The sequence below is a fragment of the Limnobacter sp. genome (assembly GCF_036846585.1).
Lineage (GTDB): Bacteria > Pseudomonadota > Gammaproteobacteria > Burkholderiales > Burkholderiaceae_B > Limnobacter.
Map to the genome: position 1 here is coordinate 178419 of NZ_DAIUBR010000003.1, position 16452 is coordinate 194870.

Below are 16452 nucleotides of genomic sequence, written 5' to 3' on the forward strand. Positions count from 1 at the left end.
GTCCGATCAACCCTGTTTCTTGATCAGCGATTTGCAGCGCCAATCGAAATAATTCACCATAATCCAGAAATTCTTGAACGCCGGGTTGCGGGTTTGCTTGTGGTGGTAGCGGTAGTAAATTTGCTGTGCAATCACGGCCAGCCGGAACAAACCGAACACCTCGTAGAAGGTCCAGTTGTCGGTTTGAATGCCGGTGCTATTCAGATAGTGCTGCACAATTTCTTCGCGTGTCATCATGCCGTTCAGCGAGGAAGGTTGCCGTTGCAGCATCTTCATCAGAAAGTTGTCATCGGCCTGAACCCAGTAGGCCAAGGCACTGCCAAGGTCCATCAGCGGGTCACCCACGGTGGCCAGTTCCCAGTCCAGTACACCAATTACTTCCACCGGGTTTGCCGGGTTCAACACAACATTGTCCAGTCGCCAGTCGTTGTGAATCATGCGCAGTTTCATGTCGTCGGGGCAGTTTAAATCCAGCCACCTGCGTACCTTGTTGAATGAGCCGACATTCCACGTGCGGGCCTTGTCATAGCGTTGGCTCCAGCCGTCGAGTTGGCGGCGGGTGTAGCCGCTGCCTTTGCTCAAGGTGTCCAGCCCGCTGGTGTGCAAATCGATCTGGTGCAACTCGATCAGTTTGTCCCAGACATTCGTGCAAAGCGCGCGTGTCTGGCCCGTGGTCAATTTCAAATCGCGAGGCATGTGCTTGCGCGGAATAATGCCTTCAATGCGCTGCATTACATAAAATTCACTGCCGATCAATGCTTCATCTGCGCAGTGCCCCACCATGTCGGGCACGTGGGGGTACACGGGTTTCAGCAGGCTTTGTATGCGGTATTCCCGGCCCATGTCATGCGCACCCTTGGCCTTGGTGCCCTTGGGCGGGCGGCGCAAAATCAGGTCGGCTTCCGGATACTTCAAGCGATAAGTCCAGTTCGAAGCGCCTCCCGAATACTGCGTCAACTCCGGGTTGTCGCTGAGTGCCAAACCCTGTGCGCGCAACCAGCCCGTGATCACTCCCGTGTTTAGTTCCTCACCTTTTCGAACGTTGCCTCCTTTGTCTATCACTGCATCCTTAACCACATCAATGGCAGCATTCATCATTTGAAACCCCGCTTCATCATTTCAATGCGGGCAATCACGCCTTTGTGCACTTCATCCGGGCCGTCGGCTAGGCGCAGGCTGCGGGCCTGAATATAAAAACCCGAAAGTGGTGTGTCACGGCTAACACCTGCACCGCCATGCATTTGAATGGCCATGTCCACCACCCGTTCAAGCACATTGGGGGCTACTACCTTGATGGCTGCAATTTCAGTCATCGCGCCCAAGGCTCCCTGCTGGTCCAGCTTCCATGCGGCATACAGGGTCAGCAAGCGGGCCTGGTCGATGGCCAGCCGAGCTTCCGCCACACGTTCGCGGTTGCCACCCAGGTTGATAAGCGGTTTGCCAAATGCAATACGGCGGATGCCTCGCTTGATCATCAAATCCAGCGATTCTTCGGCCGCGCCAATGCAGCGCATGCAGTGGTGAATGCGGCCCGGTCCCAGGCGGCCCTGTGCAATTTCGAACCCTTTGCCAAGGCCAGCGATCACGTTGCCCAATGGCACACGCACATTGCTGAATTCCACTTCGCCGTGGCCGTGGGGTTCATCGTAGGTGCCGAACACGGGCAGCATGCGTTTGATGGCAACGCCCGGTGTGTTCAATGGCACCAGCACCATGGTGTGCTGGTGGTGGCGGTCTGCATCCGTGTTTTCAGTGCGGGCCATCACGATGGCAATTTTTGCTCGTGGGTCACCAATGCCGCTGCTCCACCACTTGGTACCATTGATCACCACTTCATCGCCTTCAAGTGTGGCGGTGGCTTGCATGTTGGTGGCGTCGCTGCTGGCCACATCGGGTTCGGTCATGCAAAACACCGATCGAATTTCACCCGCCAGCAAAGGCTCAAGCCATTCTTTTTTTTGCGCATCGCTGCCGTATTTCCACAGCACTTCCATGTTGCCAGTGTCGGGCGCGTTGCAGTTGAAGACTTCCGGGGCCATCAGGCTGCGGCCGGTTTCCTCGGCGACCAGCGCGTATTCCATGGTGCTCAGGCCCGCGCCCAGCTTGTCGTCGGGCAAAAACATGTTCCACAAACCTGCTTCGCGTGCCTTGCTTTTCAAGGCTTCCATTTCCGGGGGGATGCGCCAATTATTCCATTCGCGGCCATTGCATTGGGCCTCGATTTTGTCCCAGTAGGCCGCTTCAAGCGGGGCAATTTCGTTTTTCATGAAGGCGCGAACGCGCTTTACAAAGTCTTGCGCCTTGGCGCTGGGCTGAAAATTCACGACATGTCTCCTGATTATTTTTCGGCTCGGCTTGTTTCCTCCGATATCATCCATGCTATCGGAAAATACAAGGTGTCAACAACATGCGTGCTTTGGGCAAAGTTTTGATTGCAATTGTTTTGTTGCCAGTGGTGGTCATTGGGGGCGTGGCGGTGTTTGGCTCAACCCCTGTGGAACCGGTGGCCTGGAAACCCGCACCCATGCCCAGCTTGAATTCCGGCCCCTACGCCAACAACGATTTACTGAAAGATGCACAAGTGTTTGGCACCGACAACCTGCTGCAACCTGAATCGATTGCCCCAGGCCCAGATGGCCTGCTGTACACCGGCATGAACACTGGTGAAATTGTGCGCTTTAACCCCGCAAAAACACAACTGCCACAGAACCTGCAAACCACACCATTTGATTTGATTGCCAACACCAAAGGCCGACCTTTGGGAATGGTGTTTCACCCCGAAGGTTATTTGGTGGTGGCCGATGGAACAAAGGGTTTGTTGAAAGTCACCTTGCAAGGTGAGGTCACGGTATTAAGCACGGAATCAGAAGGTGTGCCATTCAAGTTTGTGGACGATGTGGCGGTAAGCGAGGATGGTCGCTACGCTTATTTTTCAGACGCATCCAGCAAATTTGATCTGAACAATTACGTGCTCGATGTAATAGAACATGGTGGCAATGGCCGCCTGCTGCGCTTCGATTTTCAAACAGGCGAAACCCAGACCCTGTTGCGCAATTTGCAGTTTGCCAACGGTGTAACTTTGTCGAAGGCGGGCGACTACGTGCTGGTCAATGAAACCGCGGCGTACCGAATAACGCGCTATTGGCTGGCGGGCGAGAAAGCAGGAAAAAGTGACATCTTCAGCGATGGCCTTCCCGGCTTTCCCGACAACATTCGAACCGATGCCGACGGCAATTACTGGGTGGCCATTCCAAGCCTGCGAGACCCCATGCTGGATTCACTTGCAGACAAACCCAGGCTTCGCAAAGCGCTGGCCAAGCTGTTGAACCACGTGCAGTTTCCCATCAAACCCAGCGCCATGGCGCTGGCCCTGAACCCCGCCGGGGTTGTGATTGCGAACTTGCAGGCTGAAAAGGCAGGCGATTATTATTACTACGTGACACAAGTGACACCCTTTGGTGGCAAACTGTACTTGGGTTCCGTGCACATCAACGGAGTTGCAACTATTTCCAACCCGTTGGGTCAATGAAAAATTATGTTGACCAACCCCGCTTTAAAAGTTTTACCCCACCTTGGGGGAAGTGTAAATTCTTCCCCTGTTTTGCATCTGTCTTATTAACCAAGGTGTAGTGTTAACGTGACTGACAAAATCTCTCCAGACCCGAGTGACTTTGACTACGAGGCGGCTTTGCTTGCATGCGCTCGGGGAGAAAAGTTCGCCCTTCAGGCCATCTATGCGCGCGACAGTCGCTGGCTGTTTGCCGTGGCTTATCGCATCGTCAAGCGCCGTGAACTGGCCGAAGAAGTGTTGCACGATGCCATGGTGAAAGTGTGGAGCCGTTCCCGCCTGTATTCCCCGGCGCTGGGGTCGGCGCGTGGATGGGTGTACACGGTGGTTCGCAACCAGGCGTTGAACAGTGTGCGCAAGCGCATGATGGAAGTGTCGACAGAGGACTTCGATGTGCCGGAATTGTCGACCACTGACAACCAGGAACTTGCACAAGACGCAGACAAGTTAAGTACGTGTTTGGGACATCTGGATGAAACCAAACGAAACGCCATTGTGTTGGCCTTCGTGGATGGGTACACCCACGAACAAATTGCACAACGACTGGAATCGCCCCTCGGTAGTGTCAAAAGCTGGATACGCCGGGGATTGTTGAAATTGAAGGAGTGTTTGTCATGACAGAGTCGCAGACAGAGGCCAAAGTAATTGAGGCTGGCGAGTACGTGCTCGGCGTGATGACAGATGCCGAGCGTCAGGATTTTGAACGGCGTTTGAATCAAGACCCTGAATTGGCCAGGGAAGTTGTTTACTGGACAGACCATTTTGCGGCCATGTCCAGAAAGCTCGAACAGGAGCCCGTGAGCCCCAGGGTGTGGGCGCAAGTCGACAAGTCATTGACTGCCCGCAAGGGATCAACCCTGATCGAGTCTTCGCCCTTTGCATGGTTGTGGAAAGGCTGGGCTGTTGCAGCCAGTGCGGCAGTGGTGGTGTTGGGTGTACAGCTTTTTGGCACAAGCCAGGAATTGAACAGTGGCCCCCGCTATGTTGCCGTGATGAAAAGCCCGGACAAATCGACCGAATGGCTTGTTGAGGCACGCCCGAATGAAACCATTCGCGTGTATCAAATTGGTGGTTTGCCCATTGAAGGCAACCCGGCGAACATGGGCAAGTCACTGCAATTGTGGACCAAGGCACCCAGCGACCCCGGCCCCACATCGCTGGGTTTGATGGAACTTGGAAAACCGATGGAACTGCCTGCCGACATGTTGCCCAAGCTGGTTGAGCAACAGTTGTTTGAAGTCACTTTGGAGCCCAAAGAAGGCTCGCCGTACAGTGACAAACCCACCGGCCCGATCATGTTTATCGGCACTGCGGTTGCACTGAAGTGAATTGTGTCGGGAACAAAAAAACCCCCGGTCTTTTGAACCGGGGTTTTTCGTTTTAGAAGCGAACGCTGAGTGCGCGAATGTCGGTGCTTGCCGTTGGGCCCGAACCGATTTCGTTGGTGCCACTGCCCACGCCTGCCGCAGTTGCCGCGCCAGTGGCCAGGTTGACCGTAAACAGGCTGAATACACCTGTGGTCAACACGCGATTGCTCATCAGCACCATGCCGTTGTCGCCACCGGAAATATCAAAACCACCGTAGTCGTTAAATGTACCGATTGCTCCAATCTCGGCCAAGGTTCCACCGTTGGCGTTGGTCTGTTGCAAAAGCCGATTGTTGTCAGCGTCCACATCAAACAAACGGGTGCCCGTTGGTGCAGGGTTGGCAAAGCTGTTGGTGTAGGCAATTTGGGCAATGCCAAAGCCTGTGGTCACACCATTCAAAGTCAGGTCTGTGTCGGTGTTGGTGGTTCCTGTGCTTTCCAGGTTGGCACCGGGAACACGGTAGTTCTTGGATGCACCGTCACCTTCTGGTGAACTGACAATGCGCAGTGCATCTGCTGCAGGGTTGATGTCGATGGCGTAATTTTTACCAGCCGCCAAGCCATTCACAATGTCTGTGGCTACGCTGAGCGTGGAACCCAGGGTGGCTGCACCTGTATCTGGGTTGATCGTGAAAATTTTGCCTGCGCTGCTTAGACCATACAAGCGCCCGTTACTGGGGCGGAAGTCAATAGACAGCAAACGTTCGCCTGAAGGCAAGCCGGTAATGGCAGTGGCCGTTGCTGTGTTGGGTGTGCGAATACCAAACTTCAACAAGCGCTGCGAACCGGCGGTGTTGCCATCCAAAGCAACTGCTGTTGGTGCGGTTGGCTGCGCCAAAGCCATGCCCACAACGCCTGAAATATTCAGTGTACCCACCGCCACAGCGGCAGGGCCAGCCACGGGCAATGTTGCCGTTGAGTCGGGAATGGCAATGGTGTGAAACACCACGCTGCCGCCCACGTTCAGCAAGGCGTAGCCCCGGTTGTTGCGCGCATCAATGTCGAAACCAACCATGCCACTTGCATTTACACCCAGTGGTGCTGCAACCACTTGTGTGCCGTCATTTGGCGGGTTCTGGAATGTCAGGTTGTCGCCCACGGTGTCAATGTTCAGCAAGCGGGTGTTGGTGGTACCGTCAAACGAATTGGTATAGGCTGCGCCCGAAATGTCTGCCGCAGCATCCGACACCGTGCCATCAACAAACGCTTCACCGGCGGTTCGCCCAGTTGCGTTGGCCACGAAAATACGCAGGTTTTGGCCAGTGTCACTGATCAGGCGCAGCGCATCTGCTGCCGGGTTAAAGTCAACGCTGAATGAAGTGGCTGCCGCGTCCAGTGTGGTGTATGGGCCGTTCGCTGTTGGGGTTGCAGCAGGTATTAATGTTGCACCTGCAGTGGCTGCACCCGTTGTGGTGTTGATGGTGTACAAACGCCCACCATTGCCCGGGGATGTTCTTGCAATGGCGTACAGCATGCCATCGCGGGGGCGGAAATCAATGCCCAGAAGCGTGTCGCCGCTCATCACGCCAGAAACCGGAACAGATGTTCTTACAACACTGGGGTCTGTCCGGTTGAATGTGGTCAGTTGATTGTTGGATGTCAGCACAAACACATCACCAGCACTCAATGACGGATCGTCATTGCTTGAAAGGCATCCGCCCAACACCACGCCAGATACAGCCAGTGCCAACCATTTCATTTTGAATTTTGTCATTTGATCCCTCTGTCGGTCATTCAAAAAGCAGCGTCAAACCCGAAGGCGACACAGTTAGAACACCGACAGTGATCTTCTGGATGCAGCTAGCTGGTTTGCGCTTTGCGCTTCAGTTTTTCCAGGTTCAGAATTTCAATATTGCCCCGTCCCAGTAGCAGTAGCCCTTCATTTTCAAGTTCCTTGAGCATCTGGTTTACGGTTTGCCGTGAAATGGACAGCATGGCCGACAACTTTTCCTGCGACACATGCAGCGTGCGTGCGCTCACGGTGTCGCTGTCGGATCGTATGCCATAACCTTCGGCCATTTGAAGAAGCCGCCGTGCAAGGCGCATTGGGGTGGGTAGCAGGGCCGCATCTTCAATGGCACCGAAGATCAGGCGAACTTTCTGGGTTAGCAGCAAGCCGAATTCGCGCCAGTAGTTGGGGTTCTCTGAAATCAGCTGGTCCAGCAGGCTTTGCCGAACGTGCAGCACGGTGACCGGGCCGTCGGCCAGCGCATCGTGCGTGCGGGGTTGCCGGTCAAACAGGCAAATTTCACCGAACCAGTCGGGTGGGTCGATCAGTGTCAAAATGACGTGTTTGTCTTCCGCGCCATGTTTGTTGGCGCCTACAATTTGAACCGAGCCATTTAGCATGGCATACAGCCCGTCGGCGCAGTCGCCTCTTGAGAACAGACGCTGTCCGTTCTGAAACTGGCGCACCACGCCGTGTTTAAGCAAGGCCTGTTGCAGATTTGGAGGCAGGTTGGCGAACCAGCGCCCCCGGTTCAGAATTTGTTGAAGATTGCTTGTTTGCATTGTATTTTTTTATGTCTCCACCTTTCCTTCTAAATTAGCATCAAATGTCAGGCAATTGACAGACCTTTGGTTTCTGATTTGTAACCATAGGGTCTTGTTTAAGGAGAACACCCATGAGAACTTTGGTCGATCAGCTGGCGACTTACGCAACGTATCACCGCGATCCCCGCAACATTGCAACCCACTTTGTGGGCGTGCCCATCATTGTGTTGTCAGTGCTCATCCTGTTGTCCAGGTTTTCCGTGGACGTGGCAGGCGTTGCTGTAACACCAGCCTTGGTGGTCTTTTTGTTGTCCAGTCTGTTTTACTTCAAGCTGAGCATTGGTTACGGTTTGGCCATGTTCCTGATCCACGGTGCCTTGTTGATCGTGGCTGGCCAGTTTGCAACGCTGGGCATGGCCGCCTGGCTTGGCGCAGGCGTGGGTATTTTTGTGGTGGGCTGGGTTATTCAGTTTATCGGCCATTACTACGAAGGGCGAAAACCCGCTTTCGTGGATGACTTGATTGGCTTGGCCATCGGCCCGCTGTTTGTGGTCGCTGAAATGGGATTCCTGATTGGCCTGGGCAAGAAAACCCAGACACAGGTGGAAGCCATTGCCGGGCCGGTTCGTAGAAAACAAATGGCTGGCTAAGAACGTAAAGTTTTTGCTGATTATTTTATGCGAGTGAGTTTCGATGAAAACAATCGGTACTTGAGCTCACTCTCTTTCAACGGCATTAAATTTCCGGTATTTGAATTCATTTCGTATATCTGTGGTGCTGAGAATGTCAGCGTAGCCTCACTGCCTTTTGAGCTTACACGGCCGTACAGTCCTAAACACTCCATTCTGGTCTCGTAAACGGGTGCATCTGGGTGCATGGTGTAGCTCAAAGCAGAAAACTCTACTGTACCAAGGTGATCGAATATCCCACCGTCCAGTCCAAACACCTCGGTTGCATAACAGCTCCCTTCATCCATTACATCGATTAAAACAATTCGTTGCTCAGTTTTGTCTTTCGACTGTGGATTAAGGTGATTTGTAATTGTTTTTGGAGAGTGAAATTCAAGAGAGATTGTCCGTGAGGCGTCACCCAACTTGAAAAGAAGGTTTTTTGAGTATGAGTCACCCACTTTTTTCAGGATATATAAACCAAGCTCCGAAGTGCTGTTTTGCGCATCCCGACAGCTCGTCAAAATGGAACGCCCATCGAACGGGGTAACAAAATACTCGCAAGTAAGGCCCATTTCACTGACTTTGTTGTAAACCGCACTTCCTTCCGGGTTGGATTTGGCAACGCGAATCCATTCCCCTGCGAACGCGAAGTTTGCGAACAACACACTTAGGCATACCAGGGTTTTAATTGCTGCTGAATGTTTCATGTTTAACCGGCAACGCCAATAGTGAGGGGACAGTGCCCAAAAACGACGCTTGGGTCAATTCTATCTAACAGTGACGGGCGGGGTGTCACCGTTGTACGAATTTCAAAATGTAGGTGTTGGTCTGCTTTGGGAGCTCCCTTGGCATTACCGGTTTCGCCGGTGGTCCCCAGCTCTTGGTTGCCGGAAATCGAGTCACCTTGATGAACATAAGTTCGCTCAAGATGAGCGTAAAAAGCATAGAGTGTTTGACCCTTGAATTCGAATGAATGGCAAAGTTGAAGTCCGTAATCACCGTTCGACCTTACAAACTGGACTTTTCCTGATCCAATGGCATAGAAGGGCGTGCCCGTTGTAGCCTCAAAATCCCATCCTTGGTGTGGTTTGGCAACGCCGTTTTTGTATTTGCGCACCATACCGAATGTATGGTTTTTCACTCCGCGTCGGATTTTGTTGTGAAGCAGGGGCCAGAAAATTTTTCTGTAATCGACGGACATTCGAGATCCTGAAAAAGTAAGGCCCCTTCAGTCTAGACAGGTTATGGATGGGGTGACAAAAGTCACTTGCCGGGTATCACCCGAATTAGAACCCCCAGTGCACATCCACATTCTTCTTCTGGGCCTCCTCCAGCATTTTCAACAGGGGGTAGGCCCGTTGCTCCAGGCTGACATGGTTTTTCAGCGCAATTTTTTCTTCCAGGCTTAACTCGTCTTCATTGACCGGATTGCCGGCCCTGGCCATGCGCTCCGTGTTGATGGCAGCCACCAACTGCGCATGTGCATGCGCCAGGTCTTTGGGCTCAATCACCCCGCGGGCACTGGGCTCGATCCCCATGATTCGAAACATTTGCTCAGCATTGGATTTGAACATCACAATGTCGCCCGCTGCCTTGGACTTGAATTTAACGATACCCATTCTGTTCGCACTCTGGTGATTACTGCTGTTGATCTGCCGGAAGTGCACCTACAATGGTGCACCTGCTCAATTTTCGCTTCAAAGCGCTTCATGAATTCATTTTTAAGCAAAAGCCGCCGCATTTTTATTGGTCTGCTTGCATTATGGACCCTTGCCGGGTGTTCGCCACAGTACAACTGGCGCACCGTGCCCAACGCCGATGTGGGTTACATGGCCACCTTTCCCGACAAACCCGCGCAAGTGACCCGCACCCTGGACTTGATCGGGCTGCAAGTACCCCTGACCATGCAGGCGGCGCAGGTTGAAGGCCTGTATTTTGCGGTGGGCACGGTGCCCCTGCAAGGTGAATTGCAAATTCAAAGCACCGCCCTGCGCGATGCCTTGGCGCAATCGGTGGCCAACAACATTGCTGCGGGCAAGCCAGAACTGAATCAAATTCAATGGTTGGGCAAAGCGGCGTATGAAATGTCAATTACCGGGAAACTGCCCGACGGGCATGCCGCGTTTGCCCAGGCGCGTTTTTTCGAACATCGCGGCACTTTGTATGAAGTCCTGATGATGGGGGGCAGTGAGCAGCTCGACCCCAACGCGCCAACCACCTGGTTTGGCGGGTTTTCCCTGCTGGGGCAGTGATGCGGTACAACCCCGACCATGTGTCCCGGGAAATCGGCCCCGATGGCCTTGAACACATGTATGTCAACGGCGCCCTGGCCATTCGCATCTTTGTGATTTTTGCGCTGGCCTATGTCATGTCATATGCCTTCCGGGCGATCAATGCGGTGATCGCGCAGCCCTTGGTGGCTGAACTGGGTTTGTCGGCCAGTCAACTGGGTTTTCTGGCGTCTGCCTACTTTTTGTCTTTTGCCGTGATGCAATTGCCGGTGGGGGTGATGCTGGATCGCTACGGCCCACGCCGTGTTGAAGCCGTGTTGATTGGTTTTGCCGCCTTGGGCGCCGTGTTGTTTGCGGTGGCTGAATCGTATACTGTCCTGTGGTTGGGCCGTGCATTGATTGGTGTGGGTGTGTCTGCCTGTCTGATGGCCGCCGTCAAAGCATATTCCCTGTACTTTCGCCCACACATGCAGGCCAGTCTGTCGTCGTGGATGCTGGTGGCAGGGTCCATGGGGGCGCTTACAGTGACCACGCCCGTTGAAGCCGCCTTGCCATCTCTGGGTTGGCGCGGTGTTTTCGGTCTGGCCGCCGTGTTGTGCGTGCTGGCCGGGCTGGCGCTGTGGTTTGTGTTGCCAAAATTGTTCAAACCCCAGAAAACGGAATCGGTTGGCGACATGGCACAAGGTTACCGCGCCATTTATGCGCACCCGCATTTTTGGCGTGTTGCACCGCTGGCCATGATCACACAGGGTGGTTTCATGGCGTTTCATGGCCTTTGGGTGGGGCCCTGGTTCACCAATGTGATTGGTTTGAGCAATGCCCAGGCTGCGCAGAACATGTTCTGGATTTCAGCCGTGTTGATGGCGGGTTACCTGGCCTTGGGCTTTCTGACACGCCGTGTGTCCAAGGCGGGTGGCGATGAAGACCAGATCATGCTGATTGGCATGGGGCTGTCGCTGGTGGTTTTTGCCGTTCAAATTGTGCAGGGCGCACAATCGGGCTTGTGGGGTTGGCTGGTTCATGCTTTCCTGATTTCTTCCGGCATCATGACCTATGCCACATGCAACAAGCCTTTCCCGAAAAAGTTGACCGGGCGATCCAGCACGGCGTTGAATTTGCTGATCTTCATTGGCGCGTTCAGCATCCAGTGGGGCATTGGCGTGGGCATTGATGCGTTTGTTGCTGCAGGCTTTACCAGCACCGACGCCATGCGTTTGTCACTGGCAGCTTTGTGGGTTGTGCAGTTGGGCAGCTGGCTGTGGTATGCCCGGCCCGGGCGCAAAACCAGTCATTTGATCTCACTGAGCGATTTGCGGTATTGAATGGCTGTGGCCACGTGTTTTTTCTGAACATCGATGGCCGTGTCCAGGTCTGCCAGGGTGCGTGCAACCCGGCATACCCGGTGCAGTGCGCGTGCTGACAGGTGGTTCTTCTGCGCATAAAGTAGCAACAGTTTTTCCGCGCTGTGTTCGGGTTTTGCGTGCATGTTGATTTGGCCCGGGGTCATTTCACCATTCAGGCAGCCTTGTCGATCCAGTTGAATGCTGCGTGCCCGCTCAACTTGGGTCAACAGTGTGGCGCTGCCGGGTGTGTCGCTGTGTTTGGCCACATCGTTTTGCAGCAGGGCGGCGTGGTCCACCGGTTGAACGTCAATTGAAATATCCAGCCGATCGGCCAGCGGACCCGACAGCTTGCCCTGATAGCGGCGCACCTGTTCGGGCGTGCAGCGGCATTCCCGTGCCGGGTGTCCAAGCCAGCCACACGGGCACGGGTTGTGTGCACAGACCCACAAAAACCGCGCGGGAAAGTTGGCCTGGTGGCCTGACCGTGAAATATTCACGCGACCCGTTTCCAGTGGTTCGCGCAATGATTCCAGGCATCGCCGATCAAACTCAAGCACCTCGTCTGTGAACAAAACCCCTTGGTGTGCCAGTGTGATTTCGCCCGGCGAGGGCGGGTTGCCACCGCCTATCAGTGCCGCCATCGAGCTGCTTGGGTGTGGGTTGCGAAACGGGCGCACCTGGCTGAACTGGTCACTTTCCCCCTTCAGGCTGCGAATGGCAGAAATATCAAGTGAGTCTTCAAAGGGCAGGGCGGGCAGCAAGCCGCCCACGCGCTGGGCCAGCATGGATTTTCCGCTGCCGGGCGGCCCCACAAGGCGAATGTGGTGTTGCCCCGCTGCGGCTGCCAGCAGGGCATGTTTGGCTGTTTGATGACCAATTACCTCGGCCATGTCGAACAGGTGTGGTGTGTGTGTGCTTTGAATTTGGGCCACGGTTTGCTGTTCCAGCGGCTTGCCATGACCAACCAGGTGGGCTGCCGCTTCAAACAAACTGCTGGCACCAAACACGGCAATATCAGGCACGGTGGCGGCCAGTGCGGCCTGTGCTTTGGGCATCATCAATTTCAAGGGGCGTTTGCCTTGGCGTGCTTCTTTGCGGGTGGCCACGGCCAGCGCAAAAGGACTTCTAACGCCGGTCAGGGCACCAGAAAGTGAAAGCTCCCCGGCGAACACCCAGTTTTCAAGTTCGGCTTTGGCCAGTTGACCCGATGCTGCGGCAATGCCCAAGGCAACAGCCAGGTCAAATGCTGCACTGCCTTTGGGCAGGTCGGCGGGCGCCAGGTTCACAGTAATTCGTTGCGACGGAAATTCAAAGCCGCTGTTGAGCAGGGCCGAGCGCACGCGTTCTTTGGATTCCCGAATTTCGGTGTCGGGCAGGCCCACCAGTGCAAACGATGGCAAACCCGCCGACAGGTGCACTTCAATTTGAACGGGAACAGGGCGAACACCCACGAATGTGAGGCTGTGCAGGGTGGCTAAAGGCATGGGGACGCAGGGCGCTTAAACCTAAATGATTATCCCCAATCTTGCTGTTTGGGCAAACGGGTGCTTCGGTCTGCGTCACCCGGCGGGTGATGCATTGCCAGTTGGTTGATCAGGTGCGTTTTTCAAGTTCGGTCACGCGCAATTCCAGTGCATGCACCTTTTCGCGTAATCGGTTCAGTACTTCGCGCTGAATCTCGAAATCTTCCAGGCTGACAAACTCCATGTCTTGTAAACCTTGCCGAATCAGTTGTGTGATTGGGTTTTCAAGATTCTGCAGCCCTTTTGCATTCAGCATTTCGCTGACTTTTGCCTGAATGGACTCAAATGGATTGTCTGCCAAAGTTTCCCCCGGTGTGGTGAGTTCGGGGCGCACCAAAACAGTGCGCCAAAATGGTGCGGCCATCGAAAATTCAAAAAATCGAGTGCCTATTGTGCCCGAAAAAGGGGGATTTATCGCGAAATTACTGCCGGGTACGCCGCTGGCACACTTCTCGCTAATAGACCCTTGCCAAAAAAACTTTACGGCATTCATCTATTTTCAGGAGAGTGAGATGAAAAAACTAGTACTGGTAACTGCAATCGCTGCATGTACCTTCGGGGCTGTTTCAACTGCACAGGCGGACGTAACTACGACAGCCAACGCAAACATCACTACCGATTACAAATTCCGTGGTATTTCCCAAACCAACGCCGGTCCAGCATTCCAGGGCGGCTTTGACGCAGCGTTCAGCAACGGTTTCTATGTAGGCAACTGGAACTCCAACATCAACAACCTGGGTGCTGGTAGCTCTGGTCTGGAAATGGACTTCTACGGTGGCTACGCCGGTGAATTCAGCGGCATTGGTTACGATGTAGGTGCTTTGTACTATTTCTACGAAGGCTACAACCAGGGCACCGGCCCTGATGCAGACACCCTGGAAATCTACGGCAAGCTGTCTTACGCCGGTGCTTACGCCAAGTTGTCTGTTGCCGCATCGGATGACTATTTCGCGTTTACCGCAGCCAATGGTTCAACCGATCAGGGCGGTTCTACCTACCTTGACCTGGGCTACACTTTTGGCTTGTCCGAACAGTTGTCTTTGACCGCGCATTACGGTTTGACTACTTTCGACAAAGACATGGCCAACCTGCGCGCAGGCGCAGGCACCATCGATTCCTATGCTGATTACAGCATTGGCGCGACCTACGCCATCAGCCCAAAGTATTCAGTAACTGCTGCATACATTGAAACGGATGACGACGCGCAAGCCTTGATCAACAATGATGACCTGACAGACGGTTCACTTGTTGTGACTTTTAGCGCCAAGTTCTAAATTGAATCCAGACAGCGCTCTGAAGAGGGGCGCTGTTTTTACCCTCTTCAAACTTAATTCAGGAGTGCGTAATGAAGCTAATTTCAGCAGTCATTAAGCCTTTCAAACTCGATGAAGTCCGTGAAGCGCTGTCTGCCATCGGCGTACAAGGCATTACGGTTACCGAAGTGAAAGGTTTTGGTCGCCAAAAGGGACACACCGAGCTGTACCGCGGTGCGGAATATGTGGTTGACTTTTTGCCCAAGGTGAAAATTGAAGCTGCGGTGGACGATGGCTTGGTTGATCAAGCGTGCGAAGCCATTGAGACCGCTGCGAAAACCGGCAAAATCGGTGATGGCAAAATTTTCGTGTTCGATTTGTTGAGTGTTACCCGTATTCGCACAGGCGAGACCGGTAAAGACGCCCTTTAACCAGAGAGAAGTGAGGAAATCATGAGAAAACTTCTGACAATCTGGCTGGCGGCAGCTGCACTGGGTTTCAGTGTTGCAAGCCCTGGTGTGTATGCGCAAGAAACCCCGACAGCGCCTGCCACTGAAGCCACCGAGACAATCGCCGCCCCCGCTTCTGACGCAACCCCTGCGGCTGAAGCACCTGTGGCCGCTGAAGCAGCGCCCGCAGAAGAGGCTGCACCCGCTGTTGAACAAACCGTGGACAAAGGTGACACCACCTGGATGATGGTTGCCACCATTCTGGTCATCTTCATGACCATTCCCGGCCTGGCCCTGTTCTACGGTGGCCTGGTTCGCGCCAAGAACATGTTGTCCGTGCTGATGCAGGTCATGTCCGTGTTCTGTCTGATCGTCGTGTTGTGGGCCATTTATGGTTACAGCCTGACTTTCGGTGGCGGTGACAATCCATTCGTGGGCAATTTCAGCAAGCTCTTCCTGAGCGGTGTAACGCCAGCCTCCCTGTCTGCCACCTTCACTGAAGGTGTCATGATCCCTGAGTTCATTTTCATCGCATTCCAGTCCACATTCGCAGCCATCACTTGTGCTCTTATCGTGGGTGCATTCGCCGAGCGCATCAAGTTCTCTGCAGTGCTGCTGTTCTGCGCAATCTGGTTCACTTTCAGTTACATCCCGATCGCACACATGGTGTGGGACGCGGCTGGCTTCATCTTTGCTGATGGCGCAATCGACTTCGCGGGCGGTACCGTGGTTCACATCAACGCTGCGGTTGCGGGTTTGGTGGGTGCTTACATGATCGGCAAGCGCATTGGTTACGGCAAGGAAGCCATGACGCCACACAGCCTGACACTGACCATGGTTGGTGCATCCATGCTGTGGGTGGGCTGGTTCGGTTTCAATGCAGGTTCAAACCTGGAAGCCAACGGTGGTACCACACTGGCCTTTATCAACACCTTGCTGGCCACGGCGGCTGCAACATTGAGCTGGGCCGGTGCGGAAGCAATGGTTAAAGGCAAGGCTTCCATGCTGGGTGCAGCGTCTGGTGCAGTGGGTGGTTTGGTTGCCATTACACCTGCTTGCGGCACGATCGGCCCGATGGGTGCCCTGATCCTTGGCTTGATGGCTGGCCCATTGTGCCTGTGGGGTGTAACCGGCCTGAAGAAAATGCTGGGTGCTGATGATGCACTTGATGTATTCGGCGTGCACGGCGTGGGTGGTATTCTGGGTGCCTTGATGGTGGGTGTGTTGTCTGCACCAACCCTTGGTGGCACCATGGGCGACGACTTCGTGATTGCTTCCCAGTTGGCCGTACAAGCCAAGGGTGTGATCATCACCATCGTGTGGTCCGGTATTGTTGCTGCAATCGCCTTCAAGCTGGTTGACCTGATCGTTGGCTTGCGTGTTCCAGAAGATGCGGAACGTGAAGGCCTGGATATCACCTCTCACGGTGAAACAGCCTACAGCAAGTAATGTGAACACTCTCCACTTAGGTGGATTCCTTCAGCCCGGGGTAAAGGGCTGATTCAAAGGCACCTTCGGGTGCCTTTTTTGTAAGTTTCCGGGCAAGGGTGACTC

18 protein-coding genes are annotated in these 16452 nt (G+C 54.2%); 9 read left to right on the top strand and 9 right to left on the bottom strand.

Going from position 1 to position 16452, the window contains the following annotated elements:
* Positions 1 to 6 precede the first annotated feature (6 nt).
* Positions 7 to 1098 (bottom strand): phosphotransferase family protein, encoded by a 1092-nt coding sequence (locus tag V7028_RS02780; RefSeq protein ID WP_334118580.1) that lies wholly within the window; start codon positions 1096 to 1098, stop codon positions 7 to 9.
* Positions 1095 to 2324: an acyl-CoA dehydrogenase family protein gene (locus tag V7028_RS02785; protein WP_334118581.1), complete on the bottom strand. Its 1230-nt coding sequence runs from the start codon at positions 2322 to 2324 to the stop codon at positions 1095 to 1097. Before V7028_RS02785 ends, V7028_RS02780 begins: the two co-directional genes overlap by 4 nt.
* Positions 2325 to 2407: 83 nt before the next feature.
* Here V7028_RS02785 and V7028_RS02790 point away from each other — a divergent pair, with 83 nt between their 5' ends.
* From V7028_RS02790 to V7028_RS02800, 3 genes are all read left to right on the top strand, one after another.
* On the top strand, positions 2408 to 3529 hold the full coding sequence (locus tag V7028_RS02790; RefSeq protein WP_334118582.1) for an SMP-30/gluconolactonase/LRE family protein: 1122 nt from the start codon (positions 2408 to 2410) through the stop codon (positions 3527 to 3529).
* A 108-nt stretch (positions 3530 to 3637) separates the two neighbouring features.
* Complete coding sequence (locus V7028_RS02795) at positions 3638 to 4186, top strand: sigma-70 family RNA polymerase sigma factor (RefSeq protein ID WP_334118583.1); 549 nt, start codon at positions 3638 to 3640, stop codon at positions 4184 to 4186.
* Positions 4183 to 4896 carry an anti-sigma factor gene (locus V7028_RS02800; protein ID WP_334118584.1) on the top strand — a complete coding sequence of 238 codons (714 nt, stop codon included), beginning with the start codon at positions 4183 to 4185 and terminating at the stop codon, positions 4894 to 4896. The genes V7028_RS02795 and V7028_RS02800 overlap by 4 nt, the downstream gene beginning before the upstream one ends.
* A gap of 52 nt (positions 4897 to 4948) precedes the next feature.
* On the opposite strand, the gene V7028_RS02805 is transcribed toward V7028_RS02800, so the two are convergent.
* Positions 4949 to 6649, bottom strand: a complete 1701-nt coding sequence (locus tag V7028_RS02805) for a DUF4394 domain-containing protein (RefSeq protein WP_334118585.1) — start codon at positions 6647 to 6649, stop codon at positions 4949 to 4951.
* Between the two features lie 86 nt (positions 6650 to 6735).
* Positions 6736 to 7446: a Crp/Fnr family transcriptional regulator gene (locus V7028_RS02810; RefSeq protein WP_334118586.1), complete on the bottom strand. Its 711-nt coding sequence runs from the start codon at positions 7444 to 7446 to the stop codon at positions 6736 to 6738.
* A gap of 113 nt (positions 7447 to 7559) precedes the next feature.
* On the opposite strand from V7028_RS02810, the gene V7028_RS02815 reads away from it, so the two are divergent.
* Positions 7560 to 8078: an Mpo1 family 2-hydroxy fatty acid dioxygenase gene (locus V7028_RS02815; protein ID WP_334118587.1), complete on the top strand. Its 519-nt coding sequence runs from the start codon at positions 7560 to 7562 to the stop codon at positions 8076 to 8078.
* A gap of 20 nt (positions 8079 to 8098) precedes the next feature.
* Here V7028_RS02815 and V7028_RS02820 read toward each other — a convergent pair whose 3' ends face one another.
* The 3 genes from V7028_RS02820 to V7028_RS02830 form a co-directional block, all read right to left on the bottom strand.
* Positions 8099 to 8806 carry a hypothetical protein gene (locus tag V7028_RS02820; RefSeq protein WP_334118588.1) on the bottom strand — a complete coding sequence of 236 codons (708 nt, stop codon included), beginning with the start codon at positions 8804 to 8806 and terminating at the stop codon, positions 8099 to 8101.
* 2 nt (positions 8807 to 8808) lie between these two features.
* Entirely contained in the window at positions 8809 to 9300 is a 492-nt protein-coding gene (locus V7028_RS02825; RefSeq protein ID WP_334118589.1) for a M23 family metallopeptidase, read from the bottom strand.
* A gap of 85 nt (positions 9301 to 9385) precedes the next feature.
* Complete coding sequence (locus V7028_RS02830) at positions 9386 to 9718, bottom strand: DUF1840 domain-containing protein (RefSeq protein ID WP_334118590.1); 333 nt, start codon at positions 9716 to 9718, stop codon at positions 9386 to 9388.
* 90 nt (positions 9719 to 9808) lie between these two features.
* On the opposite strand from V7028_RS02830, the gene V7028_RS02835 reads away from it, so the two are divergent.
* The gene (locus V7028_RS02835) at positions 9809 to 10351 is read left to right on the top strand and encodes a hypothetical protein (RefSeq protein ID WP_334118591.1); all 543 of its coding nucleotides are present in this window, start codon (positions 9809 to 9811) and stop codon (positions 10349 to 10351) included.
* A complete protein-coding gene (locus V7028_RS02840) occupies positions 10351 to 11652 on the top strand; it encodes an MFS transporter (RefSeq protein WP_334118592.1) in 1302 nt (433 codons plus the stop codon). Before V7028_RS02835 ends, V7028_RS02840 begins: the two co-directional genes overlap by 1 nt.
* Here the strand turns inward: V7028_RS02840 and V7028_RS02845 are convergent.
* Together V7028_RS02845 and V7028_RS02850 are read right to left on the bottom strand one after the other, a co-directional pair.
* Positions 11619 to 13157 (bottom strand): YifB family Mg chelatase-like AAA ATPase, encoded by a 1539-nt coding sequence (locus V7028_RS02845; RefSeq protein ID WP_334118593.1) that lies wholly within the window; start codon positions 13155 to 13157, stop codon positions 11619 to 11621. The two genes, V7028_RS02840 and V7028_RS02845, sit on opposite strands and share 34 nt — an antisense overlap.
* Positions 13158 to 13266: 109 nt before the next feature.
* Positions 13267 to 13560, bottom strand: coding sequence for an accessory factor UbiK family protein (locus V7028_RS02850; RefSeq protein WP_334118594.1), 294 nt, complete (start codon positions 13558 to 13560; stop codon positions 13267 to 13269).
* Positions 13561 to 13708: 148 nt separating this feature from the next.
* Here V7028_RS02850 and V7028_RS02855 point away from each other — a divergent pair, with 148 nt between their 5' ends.
* The 3 genes from V7028_RS02855 (at position 13709) to amt (ending at position 16347) form a co-directional block, all read left to right on the top strand.
* Entirely contained in the window at positions 13709 to 14470 is a 762-nt protein-coding gene (locus V7028_RS02855) for a TorF family putative porin (RefSeq protein ID WP_334118595.1), read from the top strand.
* A 71-nt stretch (positions 14471 to 14541) separates the two neighbouring features.
* On the top strand, positions 14542 to 14880 hold the full coding sequence (locus V7028_RS02860) for a P-II family nitrogen regulator (RefSeq protein WP_334118596.1): 339 nt from the start codon (positions 14542 to 14544) through the stop codon (positions 14878 to 14880).
* Between the two features lie 21 nt (positions 14881 to 14901).
* Complete coding sequence (amt, locus tag V7028_RS02865) at positions 14902 to 16347, top strand: ammonium transporter (protein WP_334118597.1); 1446 nt, start codon at positions 14902 to 14904, stop codon at positions 16345 to 16347.
* The last annotated feature ends 105 nt before the right edge of the window (positions 16348 to 16452 follow it).

Excerpts from the sequence above, each read along its gene's own strand:
- V7028_RS02780 (WP_334118580.1), bottom strand. The coding sequence starts at position 1,098 with ATGATGAATGCTGCCATTGATGTGGTTAAGGATGCAGTGATAGACAAA.
- V7028_RS02790 (WP_334118582.1), top strand. The coding sequence starts at position 2,408 with ATGCGTGCTTTGGGCAAAGTTTTGATTGCAATTGTTTTGTTGCCAGTG.
- V7028_RS02800 (WP_334118584.1), top strand. The coding sequence starts at position 4,183 with ATGACAGAGTCGCAGACAGAGGCCAAAGTAATTGAGGCTGGCGAGTAC.
- V7028_RS02805 (WP_334118585.1), bottom strand. The coding sequence starts at position 6,649 with ATGACAAAATTCAAAATGAAATGGTTGGCACTGGCTGTATCTGGCGTG.
- V7028_RS02810 (WP_334118586.1), bottom strand. The coding sequence starts at position 7,446 with ATGCAAACAAGCAATCTTCAACAAATTCTGAACCGGGGGCGCTGGTTC.
- V7028_RS02815 (WP_334118587.1), top strand. The coding sequence starts at position 7,560 with ATGAGAACTTTGGTCGATCAGCTGGCGACTTACGCAACGTATCACCGC.
- V7028_RS02820 (WP_334118588.1), bottom strand. The coding sequence starts at position 8,806 with ATGAAACATTCAGCAGCAATTAAAACCCTGGTATGCCTAAGTGTGTTG.
- V7028_RS02825 (WP_334118589.1), bottom strand. The coding sequence starts at position 9,300 with ATGTCCGTCGATTACAGAAAAATTTTCTGGCCCCTGCTTCACAACAAA.
- V7028_RS02830 (WP_334118590.1), bottom strand. The coding sequence starts at position 9,718 with ATGGGTATCGTTAAATTCAAGTCCAAGGCAGCGGGCGACATTGTGATG.
- V7028_RS02835 (WP_334118591.1), top strand. The coding sequence starts at position 9,809 with ATGAATTCATTTTTAAGCAAAAGCCGCCGCATTTTTATTGGTCTGCTT.
- V7028_RS02840 (WP_334118592.1), top strand. The coding sequence starts at position 10,351 with ATGCGGTACAACCCCGACCATGTGTCCCGGGAAATCGGCCCCGATGGC.
- V7028_RS02845 (WP_334118593.1), bottom strand. The coding sequence starts at position 13,157 with ATGCCTTTAGCCACCCTGCACAGCCTCACATTCGTGGGTGTTCGCCCT.
- V7028_RS02850 (WP_334118594.1), bottom strand. The coding sequence starts at position 13,560 with ATGGCCGCACCATTTTGGCGCACTGTTTTGGTGCGCCCCGAACTCACC.
- V7028_RS02855 (WP_334118595.1), top strand. The coding sequence starts at position 13,709 with ATGAAAAAACTAGTACTGGTAACTGCAATCGCTGCATGTACCTTCGGG.
- V7028_RS02860 (WP_334118596.1), top strand. The coding sequence starts at position 14,542 with ATGAAGCTAATTTCAGCAGTCATTAAGCCTTTCAAACTCGATGAAGTC.
- amt (WP_334118597.1), top strand. The coding sequence starts at position 14,902 with ATGAGAAAACTTCTGACAATCTGGCTGGCGGCAGCTGCACTGGGTTTC.